General features: G+C 62.8%; 13 protein-coding genes. 7 read left to right on the top strand and 6 right to left on the bottom strand.

Translation table 11 applies throughout. The annotated features are described in order from the left end of the window. The 5 genes from B1526_RS04405 to pknB are packed head-to-tail and all read left to right on the top strand — an operon-like array spanning position 1 to position 7,723. Complete coding sequence (locus B1526_RS04405) at positions 1 to 1,641, top strand: PP2C family protein-serine/threonine phosphatase (RefSeq protein ID WP_162287936.1); 1,641 nt, start codon at positions 1 to 3, stop codon at positions 1,639 to 1,641. Beyond that, entirely contained in the window at positions 1,638 to 3,200 is a 1,563-nt protein-coding gene (locus tag B1526_RS04400) for an FtsW/RodA/SpoVE family cell cycle protein (protein WP_235607029.1), read from the top strand. The genes B1526_RS04405 and B1526_RS04400 overlap by 4 nt, the downstream gene beginning before the upstream one ends. Continuing rightward, the gene (locus tag B1526_RS04395; RefSeq protein WP_095614879.1) at positions 3,197 to 4,663 is read left to right on the top strand and encodes a peptidoglycan D,D-transpeptidase FtsI family protein; all 1,467 of its coding nucleotides are present in this window, start codon (positions 3,197 to 3,199) and stop codon (positions 4,661 to 4,663) included. Before B1526_RS04400 ends, B1526_RS04395 begins: the two co-directional genes overlap by 4 nt. Beyond that, positions 4,660 to 5,673 carry a serine/threonine-protein kinase gene (locus B1526_RS04390; protein ID WP_095614878.1) on the top strand — a complete coding sequence of 338 codons (1,014 nt, stop codon included), beginning with the start codon at positions 4,660 to 4,662 and terminating at the stop codon, positions 5,671 to 5,673. Before B1526_RS04395 ends, B1526_RS04390 begins: the two co-directional genes overlap by 4 nt. Beyond that, positions 5,666 to 7,723, top strand: coding sequence for a Stk1 family PASTA domain-containing Ser/Thr kinase (pknB, locus tag B1526_RS04385; RefSeq protein ID WP_095614877.1), 2,058 nt, complete (start codon positions 5,666 to 5,668; stop codon positions 7,721 to 7,723). The genes B1526_RS04390 and pknB overlap by 8 nt, the downstream gene beginning before the upstream one ends. 85 nt (positions 7,724 to 7,808) lie before the next feature. Here pknB and B1526_RS04380 read toward each other — a convergent pair whose 3' ends face one another. From B1526_RS04380 to B1526_RS04370, 3 genes are all read right to left on the bottom strand, one after another. After that, the gene (locus B1526_RS04380) at positions 7,809 to 8,456 is read right to left on the bottom strand and encodes an anthranilate synthase component II (protein WP_095614934.1); all 648 of its coding nucleotides are present in this window, start codon (positions 8,454 to 8,456) and stop codon (positions 7,809 to 7,811) included. Between the two features lie 93 nt (positions 8,457 to 8,549). Beyond that, positions 8,550 to 9,644: a class E sortase gene (locus B1526_RS04375; RefSeq protein WP_095614933.1), complete on the bottom strand. Its 1,095-nt coding sequence runs from the start codon at positions 9,642 to 9,644 to the stop codon at positions 8,550 to 8,552. Positions 9,645 to 9,728: 84 nt separating this feature from the next. Then, the gene (locus B1526_RS04370; protein ID WP_095614876.1) at positions 9,729 to 10,535 is read right to left on the bottom strand and encodes a DUF881 domain-containing protein; all 807 of its coding nucleotides are present in this window, start codon (positions 10,533 to 10,535) and stop codon (positions 9,729 to 9,731) included. A gap of 128 nt (positions 10,536 to 10,663) precedes the next feature. Between B1526_RS04370 and crgA the strand changes: the two genes are divergently transcribed. Further along, positions 10,664 to 11,092, top strand: a complete 429-nt coding sequence (gene crgA / locus B1526_RS04365) for a cell division protein CrgA (protein WP_095614875.1) — start codon at positions 10,664 to 10,666, stop codon at positions 11,090 to 11,092. A gap of 272 nt (positions 11,093 to 11,364) precedes the next feature. On the opposite strand, the gene B1526_RS04360 is transcribed toward crgA, so the two are convergent. Then, positions 11,365 to 12,594 carry a THUMP-like domain-containing protein gene (locus B1526_RS04360; protein ID WP_095614932.1) on the bottom strand — a complete coding sequence of 410 codons (1,230 nt, stop codon included), beginning with the start codon at positions 12,592 to 12,594 and terminating at the stop codon, positions 11,365 to 11,367. Positions 12,595 to 13,881: 1,287 nt separating this feature from the next. Further along, entirely contained in the window at positions 13,882 to 14,682 is an 801-nt protein-coding gene (locus B1526_RS04355; RefSeq protein WP_095614874.1) for a rhomboid family intramembrane serine protease, read from the bottom strand. A gap of 203 nt (positions 14,683 to 14,885) precedes the next feature. On the opposite strand from B1526_RS04355, the gene B1526_RS04350 reads away from it, so the two are divergent. Further along, positions 14,886 to 15,110, top strand: coding sequence for a hypothetical protein (locus B1526_RS04350; RefSeq protein ID WP_095614873.1), 225 nt, complete (start codon positions 14,886 to 14,888; stop codon positions 15,108 to 15,110). 295 nt (positions 15,111 to 15,405) lie between these two features. Here the strand turns inward: B1526_RS04350 and B1526_RS04345 are convergent, their stop codons facing one another. Further along, positions 15,406 to 17,892 (bottom strand): glycogen/starch/alpha-glucan phosphorylase, encoded by a 2,487-nt coding sequence (locus B1526_RS04345; RefSeq protein WP_095614872.1) that lies wholly within the window; start codon positions 17,890 to 17,892, stop codon positions 15,406 to 15,408. Positions 17,893 to 17,913: the final 21 nt, after the last annotated feature.

Below are 17,913 nucleotides of genomic sequence, written 5' to 3'. Positions count from 1 at the left end.
ATGACCACTGCAGAGCACAGCATGCTGTACATGTATTCCACGACCGTCTCCGACGTCGGCACCGTGCGTTCCAACAACCAGGACTCGTCGTTCGCGGGCGAGCACCTCGTCGCGATATGCGACGGCATGGGCGGCCACGCTGGAGGCGACACCGCGTCGACGATCGCGGTGCGTTCGCTCGCGCACATCGAAAAGGACAGCGCGGGCGGCGACGTCGCACGCGCGACATCGATCATGGAGACGTCAACGCTCGCCGCGCACGACGCGATCGTCGGCAAAGCGAAACGCGAACGCAAACTCGCGGGCATGGGCACAACGATCACGGCAATCACACTCGTCTCCGGCTACTGGGTGCTCGCGCACATCGGCGACTCGCGCGCCTATCTGCTGCGCGACGGCGCGCTCATGCGCCTGACAAGCGACCACAGCTACGTCCAGCACCTCATCGACACGAAACGCATAAGCGAATCCGAAGCGCGCAACCATCCACAGCGCAACGTCGTCATGCGCGTGCTCGGCGACTTCGACATCGACGCACGCCCCGACATCTCGATCCGCGTCGCACACCCCGGCGACCGCCTGCTGCTGTGTTCGGACGGCCTGTGCGGTGTCCTCGAGGACTCGACGATCGAAGAGACGATGCTCGCGTCGACCGACCCCGAGGAATGCGTACAACGGCTCGTCTCGATGGCGCTGCGCGCCGGCAGCACCGACAACGTGACGGCCGTCATATCGGACGCGACGCTCGCACTCAACGCGGACGCGTTCGACGTCCCCCACCAGACGCCGCTCATCGGCGGCGCGGCGAGCGCATCGCTCGACGCGATCGCCGACATCGTCAACGAACCCGTCGCGGCGGCGCCCGCACTCATCGCGAAATCCTCACCGGCGGAACGCGCGGCCGCGCTCATCCAGTCACGCCCAGCGGACGACGACAATGTCGACGCCGACAAGCCGGCGAAGCCGGCCGTCGGCCACACAAGCGAAGTACGTGAGGAAACCGGCGAACTGCAGGACCTGGACACTGGGGAGATCCCCGTCGTCCGCAAAAGCAACGGCCGCTACAGCGCCGACCCGAACGACCCCGAAGTCGCGAAGGCGATCCACGACAAACAACTCGAACAGAAGAAACAGGCGCGCTCGAGGCGCTTCCGCGGACGCGTCGCGGCGGTCGTCGTCGCCGCGCTCGCCGTGCTCGCGTTGTGCGGGCTCGCGGGCGGCGCGTACATGTGGAGCCAACGGCAGTACTTTCTCGCGAAGGACGGCGACGCGGTCGCGATCTACCAAGGTGTGCCGACCGACATCTTCGGCATCAAACTGTCGCATCCGGTCGAACGGACGGACCTGAACTTCGACGAACTGCCGGAAGGATGGCAGGAACAGCTCGAAAACGGCATCAACGTCGACGACTACGACGCCGCCGTCGCGAAGGCGGAACAGATCGAACAGGAACTCGAGAAGACGAAACGGCAGCAGAAGGAAGAGGAGGAACGCAGGAAGGCGGCGAACCAGAAGAAGGACGACACCAAGCAGGACGACGCGCAGAAGAAAGACGACACGAAGAAGGGCGCGGACGCAAGCCCAAGCCCGTCGGCATCGGCATCGTCGTCATCATCGGATGAGAAGAAGGACACGAAGTGACGAAGACCCGGATACGCTATCTGCTGCAGATCCTCTTCGCGTTCGTCATCACGGCCATCGGCGTTTTCCAGATGTTCGCACGCACCGAGGGACAGCCTCCGATGACCGCGCTCGTGCTCATCGGCGTCATCGCCGTGCTGTTCATCGTCACATGGGCGCTCATCTGCAAATTCCAGCCGTACGCGAACCAATCGATCATGGCGTGCGTGCTCATGCTCACGTCGATAGGCATCCTGATGATCGCGCGCATCGACGCGGCATTGGACGCGCATGTCGCGACGCGGCAGATGATCTGGCTGTGCATCGCGCTCGTATGCTGCGACCTGCTGTTCGTGTTCATGCGCGACTACCGCGTGCTGCGGCGCTTCTCCTACGTGAGCATGGTCATCGGCCTCGCACTGCTGCTCTCGCCGATGATCCCCGGCCTCGGCCGCGAGATCGGCGGCGCGCGCATCTGGATCGGCATCGGCCCCTACTCGCTCCAGCCGGGCGAATTCGCGAAGCTGTTCCTCGCGTTCTTCTTCGCGTCCTATCTGTTCAACCACCGCGACCAGCTCGCCGTCGGCGGCAAGAAGCTCGGCCCGCTCCAGCTGCCGCGCCTCAAGGACCTCGGCCCGATCATCATCGTCTGGGTCGCGTCGATGGGTGTGCTCGTCCTCCAGCATGACCTCGGCACCTCGCTCATGTTCTTCGCGATGTTCGTCGCGATGCTGTATGTCGCGACCGGACGCGTGAGCTGGGTCATCATCGGCTTCCTCGCGTTCGCGGCCGGATGCGTCGCCGCCGCGCACATCTTCGCGCATGTCGGCTACCGTGTCGACGCATGGCTGCACCCCTTCGACCCGGAGATCTACCGCCGGTACCCGGGAGGGTCGAGCCAGATCGTGCAGGGCCTGTTCGGCCTCGCGTCAGGCGGACTTCTGGGCACCGGCCTCGGCCAGGGGTACCCGACCGTCACACCGCTCGCGAACTCCGACTTCATCTATGCGTCGACGGGCGAGGAACTCGGTCTCGTCGGCCTCTTCGCCGTCCTCATGCTGTATCTGCTCATCATCGCGGCGGGCATGATCATCGCGATGAAGATCAAGGACGGCTTCGGCAAGCTATTGTCCTCGGGACTCGTGTTCACGATGGCGTTCCAGGTGTTCACCGTCGTCGGCGGCATCACGCTCGTCATCCCCCTCACCGGCCTGACGATGCCGTATATGGCGGCCGGCGGCTCGTCGCTCATCGCGAACTACATCCTCGCCGCACTGCTCATCATCATCTCGAACGCTGCGAACAAGCCGCAATCGGACGAATTGAGCGACACGTTCCGCATGGAGGCGCTCTCCGTGCTGCGCGTGCGGCAGCAGGCCGCGGCATCCGCACACCGCACGACGCGCGGCACCGCGAACACCGGCGGCACAGGAACGGACGACGGCGCCGGCACGGGCGATGACGGCCCCGTCACACAGATCGTCGCACCGGTCAACACCCATTCCTACGTCAATCTGCGGCAGCCTGCGGACGCCACCGCGGCGATCGACGACACCCACGAGGGAGGTGCGGTCCGATGAACAAGACATTGCGGCAACTGTTCACGGCCGTCCTCGTGCTGTTCGTCATCCTCGGCATCTCGTCGTCGATCATCATGACGGTCCGCTCGAACGCGCTCGCAGGCGATTCGCGCAACGTGCGCACGCTGTATTACACGAACAGCGCGGCGCGCGGCGCGATCCTCGCGTCCGACGGCACGATCCTCGCGAAATCGGATGCGTCGCAGGACGAATACAAATACCAGCGCTCATACGCCGACGGCGAGCTCTACGCGCCGGTGACCGGCTATTTCTCGGTCACGCAGAAAGCCGACCGTGGCATCGAGGCGTCCGAAGACACGCTGCTGACGGGCGAGTCCGACGCGATGTTCTGGCAGCGGCTCAAAGGCCTGTTCACCGGCGAGGAGAACCGTGGCGCCTCGATCGAGACATCGATCGACACAAAGCTGCAGAAGGTCGCCTATGATGCACTCGGCGAAGACGATGGCGCCGTCGTCGCGATCGAGCCAAGCACCGGGCGCATCCTCGCGATGGTGAGCAAACCGAGCTATGACCCGAACCTGCTCGCGTCACATGACGGCGGCACAGCGAACAAGAACTACGCCGAATTGAGCCAAGGCCCGTCAAGCCCGATGATCAACCGCGCGACGAGCCAGCTGTATCCGCCCGGATCGACGTTCAAGACGGTCGTCGCGGCCGCCGCGATCGAATCCGGCACATACAACATCAATTCGGAGATTCCCGCGGGCGCGACCTACACGCTCCCCGGCACGCAGACCGACCTGACGAACTCGACGATAGCCGGCAACGGCATCGACGGCAAGATAACGCTCAAGGACGCGATGGCGTATTCGTCGAACACGGCGTTCTCGCAGCTCGGCGTCGCGCTCGGCGATGACACCGTCTCCGACATGGCGAAGAAGCTCGGGTTCGATTCGACGATCACGATCGACGGAACCGATGCCGACGGCACGCCGATGCGCGCGGTCGCATCACGCTTCCCGCAGCAGGTCACGCCCGACCGCCTCGCATTGGCGTCGATAGGACAGGGCGACACCGTCGTCACGCCGTTGCAGAATGCGATGGTCGCCGCGGCCGTCGCGAACCACGGCAAGGTCATGAAACCGACACTCGTCGACCGTGTGCGCTTCAGTGACCTCTCGGTCCTGCCGGACACGAAGCCGCAAGTCATGAGCACCGCGTTCAGCGAGGACACGGCGAAACAGCTCACGGAAGGCATGGAGGCCGTCGTCACCGACGAGAACACGAACCTCGAGATCCCCGGCATCCGCGTCGCCGCGAAGACCGGCACCGCGCAGATCGGCGCCGACAACAGCGCGATCGACGGCTGGGTCATCGGCTTCGCACCGGCCGACGATCCGAAGATCGCCGTCGCGGTCGTCGTACACAATGTGGACCTCTATGGCTCGTTCGCGGCAGGACCGGTCATGACGGCAGTAATGAAGGAGGCGCTAACCCAATGAGACTCATCGAAGGACAGCTCATTCACCGGCGGTACCGCCTCGATTCGCGTCTCGCACAAGGCGGCATGGGCGAAGTCTGGAAAGGCTACGACATCCAGCTCGGCCGTCCCGTCGCGATCAAGGCGCTGCGCACCGACACGACGAACCAGGAGTCGAAGCTGCGCAGGCTGCGCGCCGAGGCACGCAATTCGGCGAACCTCGCCCACCCCAACATCGCCGCGCTGTTCGAATACTACGAGCATGACGGCATCGGCTTCCTCATCATGGAATACGTGCCGAGCAAGTCGCTCGCCGACCTCTTCCATGAGATCAACGGCCCGATGGAGCCGACGCAGCTGCTGCCGATCCTCGTGCAGACGGCGCGCGGCCTGTTCGTCGCGCATTCGCACGGCGTGATCCACCGCGACGTCAAACCGGCGAACATCATGGTCTCCTCCAACGGCGAAGTCAAGATCACCGATTTCGGTGTCTCCTATTCGACGAACCAGGAGCAGATCACGCAGGACGGCATGGTCGTCGGCACGGCCCAATACATCTCGCCCGAACAGGCGCAGGGCCAGCATGCGACGCCGCAATCCGACATCTATTCGCTCGGCGTCGTCGCGTACGAAGGCCTGTGCGGCCACCGTCCGTTCACCGGCGCGACGCCCGTCGACATCGCGGCGGCGCACGTCAACAACCCGGTGCCGCCGCTGCCGGCGAACGTCGATTTCCAGCTCTCGCAATTCGTCATGTCGATGCTCGCGAAGGACCCGCTCGACCGGCCACAGGACGCGCTCACCGTCGCCCGTGTGCTGTCGCGCATCGAGCGCAGGCTCCTCGACCAGCAGACGAGCGCAGTCGACGCGACGATGATCACTTCCGGAAAACGCGTGCCGCGCCGAGTGACGAGCGCGCCGCACCACGATCCGGCAACCAATACGATTCAGCCGTTCGCGCAGCGCGCGCAGACGGGTTCCGCACATGACAACCATTTCGCGGGACAAGGCGGAAGGAGCAGCAATGAGTAGCATGCCCACAACGTTGGATGGCGGCCGCTACCAGCTCGGCCAGCTCATCGGGCGCGGCGGCATGGCCGAGGTCCATGTGGCTGTGGATACGAGGCTCGGCCGTACCGTCGCGATCAAGATCATGCGCCCGGACCTCGCCCATGACGAGATCTTCCTGACACGGTTCCGCCGCGAGGCGCATTCGGTCGCGCAGATGAACAACCCGAACATCGTCAACATCTACGATTCGGGCGAAGAGGTCATCACGCTCGAGAACGGCCAGACCGAACATCTGCCGTACCTCGTCATGGAATACGTCAAAGGGCAGACGCTCAGGGACATCATCAAGGCGAACGGGCCGCTTTCGCAGCGCGACGCCGAGCATGTCATGATCGGCGTGCTCAGCGCGCTCGAATACTCGCACCGGATGGGCATCATCCACCGCGACATCAAGCCCGGCAACATCATGATCTCCGAACAGGGCATCGTCAAGGTCATGGACTTCGGCATCGCGCGCGCGCTCGACGATTCGGCGACGACGATGACGAAATCGCAGGGCGTCGTCGGCACCGCGCAGTACCTCTCCCCCGAGCAGGCGCGCGGCGAGAGCGTCGACATGCGCTCCGACCTGTATTCGGCCGGCTGCGTGCTTTACGAGATGCTCACAGGACGTCCGCCGTTCACCGGCGACTCGGCCGTCGCGATCGCGTACCAGCATGTCTCCGAAGTGGCCGTGCGCCCAAGCGCGATCGTACCGGGCCTGCCGGTCGCATGGGATTCGATATGCGCGAAGGCAATGGCGAAGGACCGCCAGAACCGCTACGCGACGGCCGCCGAATTCAAGAACGACATCGTCGCGTTCATGAACGGCGGCACGCCGGTCGCGACCGCGTTCAATCCGCTCGCCGACCTGTCGGCGACGAAGACCCAGCCTGGCCCCACGCAGCCGGTGACGGTCCAACAGGGGCCGGCGACGCAGGTGTTCAACCCGACGACTGGGCAGTTCGAACAGGTCAATCCGGATGGCACGACGGGTACGCTCAAGACACGTGCGGACCGCCGCGCCGAACTCGCGAAGAAGAAGCACAAGCGCAACGTCATCATCGCGTCGGTCGCGACCGCCGTCATCATCCTCGCGATCGCGATTGGCGGATGGTTGTGGTGGGACCACGCGCGCAATGCGACGAAATATGTGACGGTGCCGACGTTCAGCGAATCGACGACCGAAGCACGCGCGCGCAAGCAGCTAAGCGACTTGGGACTCAACATCACCGTCAAACAGGACGCCGATTCGACGAAACCGGAAGGCATGTTCACGAAGCAGAGTCCCGCGGGCGGCAAGCGCGTCGCCGAAGGCAGCACCGTCGAAGTGTGGTTCTCGACAGGTCCGAGGTCGATCAAGATACCGGATGTGACGGGATACACGCAGGACTCGGCGCGGCAGACGCTCGAAGACGCCGGATTCGTTGTCAATTCGAGTGTGCAGACCGAAGACAGTCCGACGATCGCGAAAGACCATGTGACACGCACCGACCCCGCGTACGGTACGTCACAGCTCAAAGGTTCGACAATCAGCCTGTGGGTGTCGTCGGGCATGACGAAAGTCCCGGACGGCATCATCGGCAAACCTCAGGATCAGGCAATCTCCGCGCTCTCCGAGATGGGATTGACGGTCACGGTCATGCAGGAATCGTCGGATACGGTCGACAAAGGCTCCGTCATCCGCGTCTCGCCTGAAGTCGGCACATCGGTCGAACAGGACAGCGCGATCACGATCTGGGTGTCGACGGGACGCGAACAGGTCAAGGTACCGACGATCAACGCCGGCGACTCGCTCGCGAACGCACGCGCCGCGATCGAAGGCGCCGGGCTCACCGTCAAGGTGGATGGCGACTCGTCGGACAATGCGACCGTCGAATCGATCAGCCCCGCATCCGGAACCGACGTCGACAAAGGCTCCGAAATCACGGTGAAGACGAAGAAGGCCGAGCCATCGCCGTCGCCGTCGAGTTCGTCGTCGTCATCGCCTTCCGAATCGGGAGGGAATGGAGACGGCCATGACCAGCACTGACATGTGACGGCACGGCACAACAGACGAGGGCGCCCCCGGTTCCATCTTGGGAACCGGGGGCGCCCTCGTCTGTAACGACCGTCCCTCAGCGCGCGAGCTTCGGCTGCAACCCGAGACTCTTGTCGACGGCATCCGGCTGCCCGCAAATCGCGAGCCAGTTCGCGAACAGACGGTAGCCATCCTGTGTGAGCACCGATTCGGGATGGAACTGCACAGCGTAGAGCGGCAGTTCGCGGTGCTTGATGCCCTGGACGATATGGTCGTCGACGGTCCACGCGGTCACCTCAAGGACATCCTTCGGCACCGAATCCGGCTGTACGGCGAGCGAATGGTAACGCGTCGCCGTCATCGGATTCGCGACACCCGCGAAGATCTCGTCATCGATATGCTCGACGAGGCTCGTCTTGCCATGCATGATCGACGGCGCATGACTCACCGTGCATCCGAACACCTCCGCGAGCGCCTGCATGCCAAGGCATACGCCGAACATCGGCGTGCGCGTCGCGGCGCATGCGCGGATCACATCCTCGCTCACGCCCGCGTCGGCAGGTGCGCCCGGCCCCGGTGAGATGAGGACGCCGTCGTAGCCGTCGAGCATATGCGGATCGGCCACATCGAGCGCATCGTTCCTCACGACCGTCACGTCCGCGCCGAGCGTCTTGAGGTAGCCGACGATCGTGTATACGAACGAGTCGTAGTTGTCGACGACGAGGATATGTGCGGAATCGGTCATCATGGTCCTTTTCGATGGCGCGAGGGGTCGGCCGCGCGCCCATGGTGGTCAGTGTCGGTTGGTAGTCAATGTCAGTTGGTAGCCAGTGTAGCGCTAGACGGCCACGTAGTTGGACATCTGCTGCAGGAACGGGATGTTCGCGGCCGCCCACGGGAATCCCCATTGGAAGAGCGCGGCGGCTGCGGCAAACACGAGCAGGAGCAGCAGCAGCCAACGGATCGGCGCCGCGCCCGGCTGGTGCCGCAGCAGCCATCCGTAGATGTCCGCGTCAGGAAGCGGCTTGCTGCCTTCGCGTATCGCACGCAACGCCGGCCAACGCCATGCGATGGCCGCCGCGAGGAAGATGGCGGCGTATACCGCGAGCGCACCCCACACCCATGGCGCGAGCGAACCGATCGACGACGCGAACGGCTGCCGTTCGTTGTTGATGAACTCGACGGCGCCGTTCGCGCCGGTCTTCGCGAGTTCCTGCGGAATGCCGTCCGTGACTTTCGCCCAATACTTGAATTCGCCGAAGCTTATCCAGCGGTGCGTCGGCGCTGTATATTTCGGCTCGCATGTCGTCATCGTGATGAGCCGCTTCGTCGGCGCCTCCTCGGGGTGTTCGGGGTTCGGTCCAATGACCCACCCTTCGTTCGGTGTGACGATCGTATGGTTCGTGTACTGGTAGACGTACCAGTAGTCCTTCGAGCGGATGACGATCGCATCCCCTTGTTCGAGTGTGTCGACGTCGCCGAGGGGCTGCCCATAGCCGTTGCGGTGGCCGGCCATCGCGAAATTGCCGACCTGTCCTGCCATCTGCGAGTCCACATAGTGCCCGAGGCCGTGCTTGTTGAGTTCGGTGAGTGACGTGCCCTGCACGAGGTTGCGTTCCCATTGGTCGCCGAAACGGGGGATGTAGACGCGTGCGATGAGTTCGCCGACCGGTGCGCTTTCCGGCTGCACGGGCGGTTCGCCGCTCTGCGGTTGCGCGATATGCAACGTGCCGCCGTCGTTCGGCTGCGCCCATGCGACCTGTGCGCGCGTCTCCTGTTGGACGTGGTCCGATTCGACACCGGTCCACCACTGCATCCACGCGACGTACAGTCCGCAGATCGCCGCGAATGTGAGCAGCAGTTCCGCGATGATCGTGACGATTGAACGCCCGACGCTGCGTGTGCGGCGTCGCGCCGCGTATTGTCCTGCCATGTCTTCCCTTTGTTGTCCGTTGTACATATGTACGTTGTGCGTATGCACTACGTATGTGCGTATCGCGGTCACCATGCGGGCGCGCTACTGCGCGCCGCCGTCCGCCGTCTGTCCGCCGTCCGCGGCATCGGTGTCGTCCCCCGACCTGTTCGGCTGTTGCAGTACGCGCGCGTACTGCAACGGACGCAGCAGCATCGTCGTGCTGTCGAAATGCAGATGGTCTTCCGTTTTGACGTCGTATCCGAGACCGAACGCGTTGACGTACTGACGGTAGATCTGCACGGCGCGCGACCCGTCGAGCGCGTGCATCATCAACTGCGGCGGACCGATCGCGGAAATCGTGAACGGCGGCGAATACTTGCGTCCTTGGAACAGCAGGACGTTGCCCGAACATATGACGGCTGACGTCGGCAGCACACGTTGGTCCATGATCTGCATCGATTCCGCACCGCCCGCCCACAGTGCATCGACGACCGCTTCGACGTCCTGCTGGTGCACGACGTATTTGTCACTGTCGACGACCGACCCTGAGGAGTCGACCGCGTTCTGCCACATCGACGAATCGTTGAGCGTGACCGTGAGTCCCGGGCCCTCGACCGCCGGCAGCATCGTGCTTGGGCCCGCGTTCTCCGCGGTCGACGGTTGGTTCGCGTTCACCTGCATGCTCAGCGCGTCCACTTGCGCACTCAGTTTGTTGACGTCCTCCTGCAGCTTGTCGACCTTCCGCACGCGGTTCTCGACGAGTTCCGCGGTATCCGAGGACACGGTCGTCGTACGGTTGACGCGCATGTTGCTGATGAGCAGGAACCCCGCGAACATGACGACGAGCAGGACGGATACGCTGCCGATGAGTGACTTGCTGGACCCGTGTTTCGGTTTCCGCTTCGCCATGTCTCCTCCGAACTTTCGCCGCGATGTGGTGAAATATGATGATTTTGCTCATGATGGCCGCCCGTGGTGGCCGCTTTCGCGCGCACCCACTATGATACCTAATTAGCCTATTAAAGGAGATTAGACAAATGGCTGACGAAGAGCTGCACAAAACACCCACGGATGGCCAAATGGACGCCGAGAACGCCAAGAACGCTCCGATGGATCTCGCCGAAGCCGCCACATACGCCGAGAACGATGAGATTCCGGTCGGCCGCATCCAGGAGATCCTCAACCAGACGATTGACGAGAAGGATATGACGCCGCAGATGCGCCGCATGATGCAGCGTCAGCAGGAGAACACGAAACGCGTCGAGGAGAGCATCAAGGGCACGAAGGCGAATCCGGGCTGGTTCGTCCCCGTGTTCTGCACATTGATGATCATCGGCCTCATCTGGGCCGTCGTCTTCTATCTGACGAACTACACGTATCCGATTCCGGCGATCGGGTTCTGGAACCTGCTCATCGCGTTCGGTTTCATGCTCGCAGGCTTCATCATGATGGTCTGGTGGCGTTGATTGTGCCTCACAGCTGATACGGGCGTCTCCTGACGCCCTTTTTTGTTGCCTGTTTGTTGTCCGCGTCGCTGTAGACGGCTGTCCACTGCGGCACCGCCGCCGACTACGTCCATCTGCGCACTGTAGACGGTCGCACACTGCGGCACCGCCACCAGCTACGTCCATACGTACGCCGCAGACGGCTGTCCGTAGCGGTGCCGCCGCCACCTACGTCCATCTGTACACCGCAGATGGCTGTCCACTGCGGCGCCGGTGCCGCACACAGCCTCCAATCACGGTTTATGGGCGCGGATGAGGATGTGGCGGCCGTCGGCGGCGGTCGTCGCGAACACGTAGACGTCGCCGCCGTCGGCAAGTTTGAGTTTCTTCGCGAGCTGCGCGGCCGTGAGCGGCACATTGCGCACGGCGACGTTCGCCTTCCGCACACCCCCGAGCATCCGCTTGACGTCCTTTTTGCCCATCGTGCCGATATCGTCGATCGCGAACGCGCGTCCTGGGAATCCGTCAATCCACTGTTCGCTCACGAAGAGGTGGCTGTTCGCGCCGATCTGCAGCGCATCCCACCGCTTCTGCAGCGTCGCGAACGCGCCACCCTTCATGATCGCCGCGTTCGGTTCGTAGAGGAAGCGCGCGTGATGCAACGCCTCCGTCAGCGCGATGCGGGGACGTTCGTCATCGCCCGCAGTGAATTCGAGACGCGTATCGTTATTCACACAGATGATGCGCGGACGCGCGGTGGTTTCACGTGTCAACACGACGAGGATTTCCTTGCATTCGTTCGCGACGGCGACGATATACAAACGGCTCACGGTACCACCGAAATCGTCGATTGTCTTCCTCCAATCGAGCATCGGCGACAGTTTGATGACGACGAACGGCGCTTTGCCGAGCAGTTCGTCGCGCAACGCGAGGACGTCGGGTGTGCAGTCGGCGATTGCGACGGTGCGCGCGCCGTGCGCGTCGCGGCGCGCGGGATCGAGATAGATGAGCGTCGCAGGCGCCATCGTATGCAGATATGAGACGCCGTCGCCGCACACGACATGCGCGTTCGCGACGCCGAGCGCGCGCAGGTTGTGCGCGGAGAGCGCACACAGCGGGCGCTGGCGTTCCACATAGGTCGCTTCGTCGAAGACGCGCGCCATGAACGAGAAGTCGACGCCGAAACCACCTGTCAGATCGACGAGCGACGTCGGATGCGCGCTTCCTTCGATGAGTTCCGCCGCGAGCCTCGCCTTGAGTTCGGCCGCGGGCTGCGACGAACACTGCTCCATCGGCACATGCGGTGGATAGATGATGCCATCGTTCGCCGCCCACTGCGGCAGCTTCGTCCGCGCGATATGGCGTCCGGCGATCTGGTCGAGCGCGAACGGCACATCCACACCGGCATCACGTTTCACGTGAAGCGCGACGTCGCGCACGTCGTCGCCAAGATGGGCGTCGATGAACGCGCGCGTCGCCGCATTCACCGACGGCTGTTCCGAACCGTCGATTTCGATGTGCATACACGCATTGTACGTACGCATTGGCGAGGGATGGTCATACCGCCTCCATCTGTCCACGCCTATGCGCGCGCCACCGCCGGGCGCGACAAGCTCGCAAAGCACTGCGGCGACCGGCGTCAAGCGCCTGAGCACACGCTATCAATTACGCCTATATACTCATAATGAGTAGAAAACTTGCCCCCATTTCCACGCCGACAGGATAATTGCGACAGGTCTTTCCACAATCACCTGGGTCCACCACCCATCTCGGGAATCGCACGCAAAACATACGTGCGCGATTGCGGAAAGCTCCGTCCGTAAGTCACGTGCGGACGACCTAGCAGTGAAGCCGAGGTGCCGACACCGGCATCCACGTCATGCGGGGTGGGAGTCCTTGAGGAGGAACGGTGGAAGGGGATGTCCACCGCGTTTTCAATTTTGACATAACGTGAATTGTGGATAACTTTTCACCCCCTACATATAGGGTCCATACGTATGCGCAATCCCTAGTTGTGGCTTCATTCCAACGATTCCACAACGGTGTGGATAACTGTTATCCACACCGTCCACATCTGTCGATGCCTAAGATATCAACATTTGTGGATATCTATGTGGATAACTTAGCCCTCTTTCCTCAGGTTATCCCCGAGTTATCCACAAGGTTTTCCACAGCATGTGGAAAACTACACCGATGTAAGTTGGAAAGCAGCACATCCTAGACCGTACGCGCATCTGCAGCCCCATCGCATCGCGCACATCCGCACAGCGCGCATCGCCCTTTGTATCCAACCCCAAGCCGCATCCCGCGTAACGCTGCCCCCTTCTATCGCGCGGTCGCGCGTATGTCGACCACGCGCGTCACACAGTATCCTTCGTCGCGCAATCGCACACTGCGTGGCACCGCACGACACAAAACACTCCCCTCCGTCGCGCAATCGCACCAACCGCACCACCGCGCGACGCCCAGCACTTCCATCTGTCGCGATCCCGCGCACACTGCGATAACGCGCGATACTAGACGCCCACTCCCGTCGCTCGGTCACGCACTACGTGGCATCGTACGACGCTAAGTATCCACCTTCGTCGCGCGGCCGCACAACCGTGGCATCGCGCGACGCTAAGCATCCACCTCTGTCGCGCGACCGCACAACTGCGGCATCGCGCGACGCTAGACACCTACTTCTGTCGCGCAATCGCACAACTGCGGCATCGCGCGACGCCCAGCACTTCCATCCGTCGCGCGACCGCACAAAACCGCGCCATCGCTGACGCACAGCGGAACCGCGCATCACCGCACAACGCCAACGCTCAGAAGAACAGATGATACGGGTTGTACAACGCGTACACGTTGTATTGGTTGCAGATGAGGACGATGACGATTTCGAACGCGAGGAACACACCGCTGTAGATTGCGGTGCGTGTGAGCGTCGACCTGCCGCGCAGCGCGCGCGGTCCGTCGGTGATGAGCAATGTGAGCAGACCACCGAAGACGAAACCGCCGACGTGCGCCTGCCACGCGATATTCGGTACGACGAGCGGCATGAGGAAGTTGATCGCCATCCACACGAGCATCGACCGCATATCCGCGCCCGCTTTCCTGTAGACGACGAGCACGGCCGCGAACAGACCGAAGAGCGCACCCGACGCGCCGTAGGAGAACGTGAGCCAATTCGTCGGATCGCCGCCGAACGCCGCCCACAACTCCATGCCGACACCGCCGCCGATGCCGGCGACGACATACAGCATCAGATACGGCCAATGTCCCATGAGCCGCTCAAGGAACGGCCCGACGCACCACAATGTCAGCATGTTGAACAGGATGTGGAACACTGACGTCGGCGCGTGGATGAACATCGACGTGACGAAGGTCCACGGCGCGGACAACGCACGGTACGGCTGTATCGCGCCGAACTGCAGCATCCGCGCGAGCGCCGTGGGCGCGACGAAATTGAGGACGAGTTCGACGATCCACACGATGACGCACACGAGGATGATCGCCGATGTGACGACGGGTTCGTTGTTCCGCCAACGGTAGCGTAGCGAACGCAGTGAGAACACCTGACGCATCGTCGGGGAATCAGGAAACAGTGAGAAACGATTGTTCGGCATACGTCTCACTGTAGCGCACCGCCGCACGACGTCCGCGGTGCGCACAACGCGCGCTGCGGCGCGCGTCGCAGCGCCCGCGCCGCCTTCCCAGACAAGGACTTGCCATGAGCACAACGAAGTCGCGAGAACACGCCGGACGCTCTATGATGGTGAACAGAGTTGTCTGGGGCAACCAGTCGACCACAAATCGGAAAGGAGCCGTCATGAAGGAACATAAGTCCTCTAGCGGTTGGAAGTTCTTCGCGCTGCTCTTCGGTGCGCTGCTCGCGGCAGTCGTCGGAGTGTACATCTACAAGCAGCAGAACCCGGATTACGATCCGTGGGAGGAACCGTGGGAGAACAGCTCGTCTCCTGTCGACCTCACGCTCGCGAAGGACAAGACGGAGGACGACGTCACCGACGCTGCTCCGGCCGCCGACGCCGCCTGAGCGAAACCGCCGCACGCATCCGCGGTACGCACTCCGTCGTGCGTGACCGGTGATGCACGGTACGCGGACCGCCAATGGTGAAGGCCGCGGTGCGCACGATTGTTGGAACGTGCGCACCGCGGCCTGTTCATATGTTCGGATATTCGGTATCGATATCGATTACCGATACCGACATTGACGTATCCGTGACGCGTATCCATCACGCATATCCGTGACAACGAAAGCGGCGGGTGGCACTGTGCAGTGCCACCCGCCGCTTTCGTCAGGCTGATGTCAGCGTCGAATCAACGAAGGCTCACTTCGTCTTCTTCGTCGCCGCCTTCTTTGCCGCCGGCAGCGGACCCGTCATCCACACGCGGTCGAGGTAGTCCTCGATCGAGCGGTCGGAGCTGAAGTAACCGGAGTTCGCGACGTTGAGGATCGCCTTGCGGTTCCATTCGAGCTGATCGCCGTAGAGGGTCTCGATCTGCGACTGGATGTCATGGTACGCCGTGAAGTCGGCGAGCGTCATGAACCAGTCCTTCGTGAGCCAATCGGAGACGAGCGGCGCGTACGCGTCCTTATCGCCGTTCGAGAAGGTGCCGTCGGCGACCATGTCGATCGCGGCCTTGAGTCGCGGATCGCCCTCGTAGTACTTCGCCGGATCGTAACCGTCGGAGTACATCTTCTCGACCTCGTCGACGGTCATGCCGAAGAGGAAGAAGTTGTCGGCGCCGACGCGCTCGCGGATCTCGACGTTCGCGCCGTCGAGCGTGCCGACGGTGAGCGCGCCGTTGAGGGCGAACTTCATGTTCGACGTGCCGGAGGCTTCCTTGCCGGCCTGCGAGATCTGCTCGTCGAGTTCGGTCGCCGGGATGAGCATCTGCGCGACGCGGATGTTGTAGTTCCACGGGAACACGACCTTGAGCTTGCCCATGACGTCCGGGTCGTTGTTGATGACCTTCGAGACGTTGTTGATGAGCTGGATCGTCATCTTCGCGAGGTAGTAGCCCGGGGCGGCCTTCGCACCGAAGATGACGGTGCGCGGCGTGACGTCCTCGACCTTGACCTTGCCGGACTTGATGTCCGCGTAGGTCGCGATGACCTCGAGGACCTTGAGCGCCTGGCGCTTGTACTCGTGCAGACGCTTGATCATCGTGTCGAACATCGTCGACGCGTCGAGGTCGAAGCCGTACTCGGACTTCGCGAAGTCGGCGAAGCGGACCTTGTTGTCGTACTTGACCTTCGCGAACTTCTTGACGAACTCGTCGTCCTGCGCGAGCGGCTCAAGGTTCTTGAGCAGTTCAAGGTCCTCGAGCCACTTGTCGGTGCCGAGGCCCTCGGTGATCAGGTTCGAGAGGCCCGGGTTGGCGAGCTTGATGAAGCGACGCGGGGTGACGCCGTTCGTCACGTTCGTGAACTTCTTCGGGAACAGGTCCGAGAAGTCACGCAGCGTGACATCCTTGAGGAGCTGCGAGTGCAGCTCGGCGACGCCGTTGACGTGCTCGCCGGCGTACGAAGCGAGGTACGCCATACGCACGGACGGGTTCTCGCCGTCGGTCACGATGCGCATGCGCTCGACCTTGGCCTCGTCGTCGGTCATCTGCTCAAGTTCGTGCATGAACTGGTCGTTGATCTTGTTGATGATCTCCATGTGGCGCGGCAGCAGCTTGGAGATGAGCGCGACCGGCCAGACCTCGAGCGCCTCGGGCAGCAGGGTGTGGCACGTGTAGTTGAAGGTCTTCGTCGTGATGTCCCACGCGGTGTCCCAATCGTAGCCGTACTCATCAAGCAGGATGCGCATGAGCTCCGGGATGCCAATGACCGGGTGGGTGTCGTTGAGCTGGAAGCAGATCTTGTCCGGGAAGGTGGTCAGATCAGGCTTGTCCTGGTTCGGGTAGAACACGCGGATCGCGTCGTGGATCGAAGCGCTCGCGAAGAAGTACTGCTGCTCGAGACGCAGCTCCTTGCCGACCTCGGTGGAATCCTCCGGGTACAGGATCTTCGAGATGTTCTCGGCCTCGACCTGCGGCTTCACCGCGTCGAGGTACTCGGACTTATTGAACGTGAGCAGGTCGAACTCGTCGTAGCTGCGGGCCTGCCACAGGCGCAGCGTGTTGACGCGGCCGGACTCGTAGCCCGGAACCATGTAGTCGACCGGGATGGCGCGGACGGACCAGGCCGGCTTCCACACACGCTTGCCGTCTTCCTCGACGACCTCACCGCCGAAGCTCACACGCTGATCGCGCGCATAGTCGATGTGGCCCCACGGGGCTTCGTTGGTCAGCCAGTAATCCGGACGCTCGACCTGACGGCCTTCCTCGTCGAATTCCTGACGGAAGATGCCGTAGCGGTACTGGATGCCGTAGCCGAATGCCGGCACGCCGAGCGACGCGAGCGAATCGATGAAGCACGCGGCGAGACGGCCGAGGCCGCCGTTGCCGAGGCCCGGTTCGTATTCGGCGTCGATGACTTCCTGGGCGTCGAAGCCCAGGTCCTTGACCGCCGCGTAGAACTGGTCGGTAAGACCGGAGTTGAGCAGCGCGTTGCGCAGCTGCTTACCCATGAGGAACTCAGCGGACAGGTAGCCGACGGCCTTCGTGTTGCCGTTGATCATGTCCTGCTGGGTCTTCATCCAAGAATCCATGAGGTGCTTGCGCACGGCGGTCGCCGTCGCGACATACACATCCGCCGGCTTCGCCTGTTCAGGCGTAACGCCCTGCGTGTACTTGAGCTCGTTGCGGATCTCGTCCGCGAACTGGGCTGCGGTAACCGAGGACTTCGGTGCCGTAAGTTCGGTCATATCTATGACTCCTCTGAACAT

The sequence above is a fragment of the Bifidobacterium criceti genome, from assembly GCF_002286935.1.
Lineage (GTDB): Bacteria > Actinomycetota > Actinomycetes > Actinomycetales > Bifidobacteriaceae > Bifidobacterium > Bifidobacterium criceti.
This window is presented reverse-complemented; position numbering and strand designations above follow the sequence as displayed.

Coding starts and splice junctions, on each gene's coding strand:
- B1526_RS04350 (WP_095614873.1), top strand. CDS start 14,886: ATGAAGGAACATAAGTCCTCTAGCGGTTGGAAGTTCTTCGCGCTGCTC.
- B1526_RS04380 (WP_095614934.1), bottom strand. CDS start 8,456: ATGACCGATTCCGCACATATCCTCGTCGTCGACAACTACGACTCGTTC.
- crgA (WP_095614875.1), top strand. CDS start 10,664: ATGGCTGACGAAGAGCTGCACAAAACACCCACGGATGGCCAAATGGAC.
- B1526_RS04405 (WP_162287936.1), top strand. CDS start 1: ATGACCACTGCAGAGCACAGCATGCTGTACATGTATTCCACGACCGTC.
- B1526_RS04375 (WP_095614933.1), bottom strand. CDS start 9,644: ATGGCAGGACAATACGCGGCGCGACGCCGCACACGCAGCGTCGGGCGT.
- B1526_RS04345 (WP_095614872.1), bottom strand. CDS start 17,892: ATGACCGAACTTACGGCACCGAAGTCCTCGGTTACCGCAGCCCAGTTC.
- B1526_RS04370 (WP_095614876.1), bottom strand. CDS start 10,535: ATGGCGAAGCGGAAACCGAAACACGGGTCCAGCAAGTCACTCATCGGC.
- B1526_RS04355 (WP_095614874.1), bottom strand. CDS start 14,682: ATGCCGAACAATCGTTTCTCACTGTTTCCTGATTCCCCGACGATGCGT.
- B1526_RS04360 (WP_095614932.1), bottom strand. CDS start 12,594: ATGCACATCGAAATCGACGGTTCGGAACAGCCGTCGGTGAATGCGGCG.
- B1526_RS04395 (WP_095614879.1), top strand. CDS start 3,197: ATGAACAAGACATTGCGGCAACTGTTCACGGCCGTCCTCGTGCTGTTC.
- B1526_RS04390 (WP_095614878.1), top strand. CDS start 4,660: ATGAGACTCATCGAAGGACAGCTCATTCACCGGCGGTACCGCCTCGAT.
- pknB (WP_095614877.1), top strand. CDS start 5,666: ATGAGTAGCATGCCCACAACGTTGGATGGCGGCCGCTACCAGCTCGGC.